At 74.1% G+C, this 5,277-nt stretch carries 4 protein-coding genes; 1 reads left to right on the plus strand and 3 read right to left on the minus strand.

Features of this window, described 5'->3' with window-relative positions:
* Positions 1-239: 239 nt before the first annotated feature.
* Complete coding sequence (locus VQ02_RS32270; RefSeq protein ID WP_048448359.1) at positions 240-536, minus strand: FAD assembly factor SdhE; 297 nt, start codon at positions 534-536, stop codon at positions 240-242.
* A gap of 173 nt (positions 537-709) precedes the next feature.
* Between VQ02_RS32270 and recG the strand changes: the two genes are divergently transcribed.
* Positions 710-2,824, plus strand: a complete 2,115-nt coding sequence (gene recG, locus VQ02_RS32275) for an ATP-dependent DNA helicase RecG (protein ID WP_048448360.1) — start codon at positions 710-712, stop codon at positions 2,822-2,824.
* Between the two features lie 159 nt (positions 2,825-2,983).
* Here recG and VQ02_RS32280 read toward each other — a convergent pair whose 3' ends face one another.
* Positions 2,984-3,328: a hypothetical protein gene (locus VQ02_RS32280; protein ID WP_048448361.1), complete on the minus strand. Its 345-nt coding sequence runs from the start codon at positions 3,326-3,328 to the stop codon at positions 2,984-2,986.
* Positions 3,329-3,526: 198 nt separating this feature from the next.
* Positions 3,527-4,894, minus strand: a complete 1,368-nt coding sequence (locus VQ02_RS32285; RefSeq protein WP_048448362.1) for an AMP-binding protein — start codon at positions 4,892-4,894, stop codon at positions 3,527-3,529.
* Positions 4,895-5,277: the final 383 nt, after the last annotated feature.

Genomic DNA, 5,277 nt, shown 5'->3' on the forward strand with positions numbered 1-5,277 from the left:
CCTCTCCCCGCGGGCGGGGAGAGGGCTGTGCTGCCGTTCAGGGAGCACAGCGAGCGGAGGCGAAGCCGGAGCGAGGGTGAGGGGGCGTATCCGGACGAGGCTCCTCCGACACCGCCCCCTCACCCTCGCCCTGCGGGCTCGCTGCGCCGACGACAAGGTCGTCGCAGCCCTCTCCCCGTCCGCGGGGAGAGGAGAAATTCCGCGCTTCACCTCGGAGCCCCGCATCTGTCAGGACCGCCTCACAGGTCCACCGGCGCCCCGTGCTGGTGGAACGCCTTCAGCCGGCGATAGACCGGCGTGTCGTAGTTCGACGGCGTCTCGGCCTCGTCGGTGATCCAGCGGAAGAGGTCGCGATCGGGCACCTCGATCAACAGCTCGAAATCGTCGAGCTCCTCCTCCGTCAGGGTGCCGATCTCGGCGTCGGCGAAGCGGCCCATGATCAGGTCCATCTCGCGGATGCCCCGGTGCCAGGAGCGGTAGAGGGTGCGGCGGCGGCGCGGATCGAGGTCGGCGCTGGTGCGGGTGGTGCCGGTCATCGCGAGACAAATCCTCGGGCTGGTCCGGTGCGGCTTTACCGCCCGGGGCGCAGGTGCGAAACCCTGCACGGTGATATGGGGCTCGGCGCGCCTCCCGCCATGCGACACCCGCGGGCCCGCACCGGCCACGCCGTGGTGTATAGAGCCCCCGATTCCCGTCCGCCCCCGCCCCGATGTCGCTGCGTCCCTCCCTGCTCGATCCCCTGTTCGCCCCCGCGACCGTGCTGCCGGGGGCCGGTCCCAAGGTCGCCGTGCTGATCGACAAGCTCGTCGGCACTCCGGAGCGCCCGGCCCGGGTGGTCGACCTGCTGTTTCACCTGCCGCAGCGCGGCATCGCCCGGCAGCTGCGCGGCTCGATCGCCGAGGCGCCGCCCGGCGAGCCGGTGACCCTCGGCGTGACCGTGGTGGCGCACCGCCCGCCGCAGGCGATGGGGGGCCGCAAGCCCTTCCGGGTGCTGGTCGAGGACCAGACCGGCGACATCACCCTGGTGTTCTTCAACCTGCCCCGCGCCCGCATCGAGAAGATGCTGCCGCTCGGCAGCCACCGCTACGTCTCCGGCCGGATCGAGCTGTGGGACGGCTTTCGCCAGATGGTCCACCCCTCGCGCATCCTCGACGAGAAGGGCCTGGCCGACCTGCCGGCGGTGGAGCCGATCTACGGCGCCACGGAAGGCCTGACCTCGCGGGCGATCGGCAAGCTGGCGCTGGCGGCCCTCGAGCGGCTGCCGATCCTGCCGGAATGGCAGGACCGGGCCTGGCTCGACCGCCAGGGCTGGCCCGCCTTCGCCGACGCGCTGCGCACCGAGCACCGGCCGGCGGAGGCCGCCGCGACCGAGGAGGATCTGAAGACCCCGGCGCGCCGCCGCCTCGCCTACGACGAGTTGCTTGCCTCTCAGCTGGCGCTCGCGCTCGTGCGCAGCCGGATGCATCGGCCCCCGGGCCGCACCAATGTCGGCGACGGCAGCCTGTCGCGGCGGGTCGAGGCGTCGCTGCCGTTCGGGCTCACCGGGGCGCAGACAAGGGCGCTCGCCGAGATCCGCGGCGACATGGGGTCGGAGCGGCGCATGCTGCGCCTGCTCCAGGGCGATGTCGGCTCCGGCAAGACCGCGGTGGCGCTGCTGGCGATGGCCTCGGCGATCGAGGCCGGGCGCCAGGCGGCGATGATGGCGCCGACCGAGATCCTGGCCCGCCAGCACGCCGAGCGCCTGCGGCCGATGGTCGAGGCGGCGGGCCTGCGGCTCGCCCTGCTCACCGGCCGCGACCGGGCGGCGGAGCGCCGGACGACGCTCGCCGGTCTCGCCGACGGCTCCATCCACATCGTGGTCGGCACCCACGCCCTGTTCCAGGACGACGTCGCCTTCCACGACCTCGGCCTCGCGGTGGTGGACGAGCAGCACCGCTTCGGCGTGCACCAGCGCCTGGCCCTGGGCGCCAAGGGCGCGGCGGTCGACATCCTGGTGATGACCGCGACGCCGATCCCCCGCACCCTGGCGCTGACCTATTTCGGCGACATGGAGGTCTCGGTCCTCGACGAGAAGCCGGCGGGACGCCAGCCGATCAAGACGGTGCTGGTCTCGACCGACCGCATCGAGGAGGTGACGCTCGGCCTCGAGCGGGCGCTCGCCAGGGGCGACCGGGTCTACTGGATCTGCCCGCTCGTCGCCGAATCCGAGTATGTCGACCTCGCCGCCGCCGAGGAGCGGTTCTCGGGCCTGCGCGAGCGCTTCGGCGACGCGGTCGGCCTCGTCCACGGCAAGATGGCCGGCAAGGACAAGGACGAGGCGATGGAGCGCTTCGTTCAGGGCGACACCAAGATCCTGGTCTCGACCACCGTCGTGGAGGTGGGCGTGGACGTGCCGCAGGCCACCGTCATGGTGATCGAGCACGCCGAGCGCTTCGGCCTCGCCCAGCTGCACCAGCTCCGCGGCCGGGTCGGGCGCGGGTCGGGCGCCTCGACCTGCCTGCTCCTGTTCAAGGGGCCGCTGGGCCAGGTCGCCCGGGCGCGGCTCGAGATGATGCGCGAGACCGAGGACGGCTTCCGCATCGCCGAGGAGGACCTGCGCCTGCGCGGCGAGGGCGAGGTGCTGGGCACGCGCCAGTCCGGCCTCGCCGCCTTCCGGCTCGCCCGACCTGAAGCCGACGGCGACCTGATCGTGGCGGCGCGGGACGACGCCCGCCTGATCGTCGAGCGCGATCCGGGCCTCAAGTCCGAGCGCGGGGCTGCCCTGCGGGCGCTGCTCTACCTGTTCGAGCGCGACGCGGCGGTGAAGCTGCTGCAGGCGGGGTGAGCGGCGGGTGGCTCGCGCCGGCCCGGTCCTGCCGCGCACCCGACCATGATGGATTGCGTCAGTCCCGGCACCCGGGGAGACGGCGGGCCCGATGGCGCGCCCCTCCGAGACGCCGATCAGCATCCGGCGGGGCGCGCCCAGGGGTGTCAGGCGTGGGCCTCAGAACTCCGGCTCGTTCAGGACCCGCGTGCCGATGCGGCTCTGCAGGTCGATCGGCGCGCCGGTCTGCTGGCCGGCGGCATCGACCTCGATCACCGGAACGCCGGCACTGCGCATCTGCTCGCGCAGGCGCTCCGACAGCATCCGGAAAGCACCACCGGTGTCGCGGGGCGGGACGTGCAGCAGGACGGCCGCCGGACGCGGCATCATCGCCAGGACGTCGTCGGCCGCCTCGAGGGAGGCGGTGACGCTGGCGTAGCCCAGCTCCGCCAGCTCGGCGGAGAGGGCCCGGTCGACGGCGCGGTGGCCATCGTCGACGACGAGAACTTTTTGCAGCGCACCCATAATGAAGCGTTAGCCGATCGCGCGCCTCTCGTGAAGGCACCGGGGCTGTAACGTCTTGCGCCGACAAAGGTTCACCGCTGACGCAGGGCCAGGACCGGCGGACGCCCCCCGGCCAATCCCGCCGAACGCCCGGCAAGCCTCTGATTCGTATGTTTTTTTCAGCGGCCTCGACCGGCCGGAAATTCTGCTTGTGCGGTCTCAGACCTCCGTGACCGCGGTGGCGACGCCGGCGAAGAGCGAGGTGCGGAAGCGGGAGGCCCACCATCCGTCCGGATTTTCGTCGTAGGTGACACCGCGGTGCAACACACGCACCGCACAAGCCGGCCCGCGGAAGCTCAGCCGCCCGTCCGGATCGCGGCGGAGCTGGATCAGCCCGGCCCGGTCCGAGGCCGAGGCGGCCCGTTCCGGGGCCGCCAGCACCAGCCCGACGTCCTGGGCGTCGCGCCGGCCGCACAGCAGCGCGCCCTCGTCGAAGGCCACCACGTCGACCACGCCCGGACGTCCCGGCAGGCGGCCGCTGAGGCGGCAGGGTGCCCGGTGGACGTAGGCGAGGGTGCGCAGGCGACCCGGGACCGTCGTGCGGGCGAAGCCCGATTCCATCCAGGCCGGCGCGACGAGGTGGGTTGGCATCGGCTGGTCGAGAGCGGCCGAGAGGGCGCCGGCATCGAAGACCGGATGGCATTCGAGCGTCGCCCCGGCGAGCAGGGCGGCGGCGAGCCCGGTGGCGAGGCCCTTCAGATCGCCCGGCGGCAGCAGGCTGAGGATCCGCTCGCCGGGCTCGACCCGCAGGGGCACCAGGAAGGCGGCGGCCGCCGCCGTGAGGGCGTCGGCCTCGCGCCGCACCGGCAGGGGCGGCCCCTCGGGCTCGGGCGGTGGGCCGCCGGCGCGGGCCGGCGCGCTCCACGGCAGGGCGAAGGTCACGAGGCCGGGGGCCGGCCCGGCGCCCAGGGCCGCGGCGTCGCCCCGGTGGTCGAGAACGACCTGGTCGAGGCCGAGGACGCCGTCCGGCACGTGCGGCCCGAAGGCCGCGATGAAGCGCATCGGGAAGTACCGCGCCGCGACCCGGCACAGCCGCTCCGCCGGCCGGTCGGCGCCGAGCACGCCCTGGGTCAGGACGGCCAGGATCTGCGCCGCCTCGACGGCCTGGAGCAGGCGTCCCTCGTCCCAGGTGACGGGCAGGAGGCAGGGGACGTGGCCGGCCTGCTCGATCGCCAGAAAGGCGAGGTGCGCCTCGGCCATGCCGGCCATGCACAGGCCGACGGGGCTCCGCGGCGGCAACCGCAGCAGCGAGAGGCCCTCGGCCAGGCGCGCCACGATCTCCCGGGCGGCGGCGTAGGTCCAGGCGATGGCCGGGCGGCCACACCAGGCGGGCTTGCTCGCCTGATCCACGAAGGCGACGCGGCCGGGATGCCGGTCGGCGACGGCCGCCAGCAGGGCGCCGAGGCCCATCGGCGCGTCGGGCTGCGTGGTGCCGGGCGCGGGCGCCGGCGCATCGCGGCCCGGCAGCGCCTGGGCGGCCAGCGGGAACGACGCGTCGTCTCGTCTCACCGTCGCCTGAGCCGCCACCGCCGTCACCCCGCCCGCACATTCCCGCAGAGGGCATCCTGCCCGCGCATGGTTAAGGCCGTTTTAATCCTGCCTCCCCCTCGCGGTCGGCGAAGGGATGGGCTAAGGGGCGCTCGGCCACCGACTGAAAGGCCTTGCCTTCGCCTCAATCCGGGGGAAAGCAGGCGCCCCGGAGGTCGGGCGGAGCCCTTCGGCCGCGCTCCGCCGCACCCGGCGCACCCGCTCGGCGGGCCGTGCGCCACCGGCCACCGACGTCCTGCCGTTTGAGGGGTCCACTCCTGATGTTCTTCGCGAATCGTCCCGCGCGCCCGCACCAGGCCGCCGCCACCCTCGTCCTGGCCGGCCTCGGGCTCGGTCTCGCGACCGCCCCGGCGCTCGCCCAG

The sequence above is a fragment of the Methylobacterium variabile genome (assembly GCF_001043975.1).
In the GTDB taxonomy this organism is placed as follows: domain Bacteria; phylum Pseudomonadota; class Alphaproteobacteria; order Rhizobiales; family Beijerinckiaceae; genus Methylobacterium; species Methylobacterium variabile.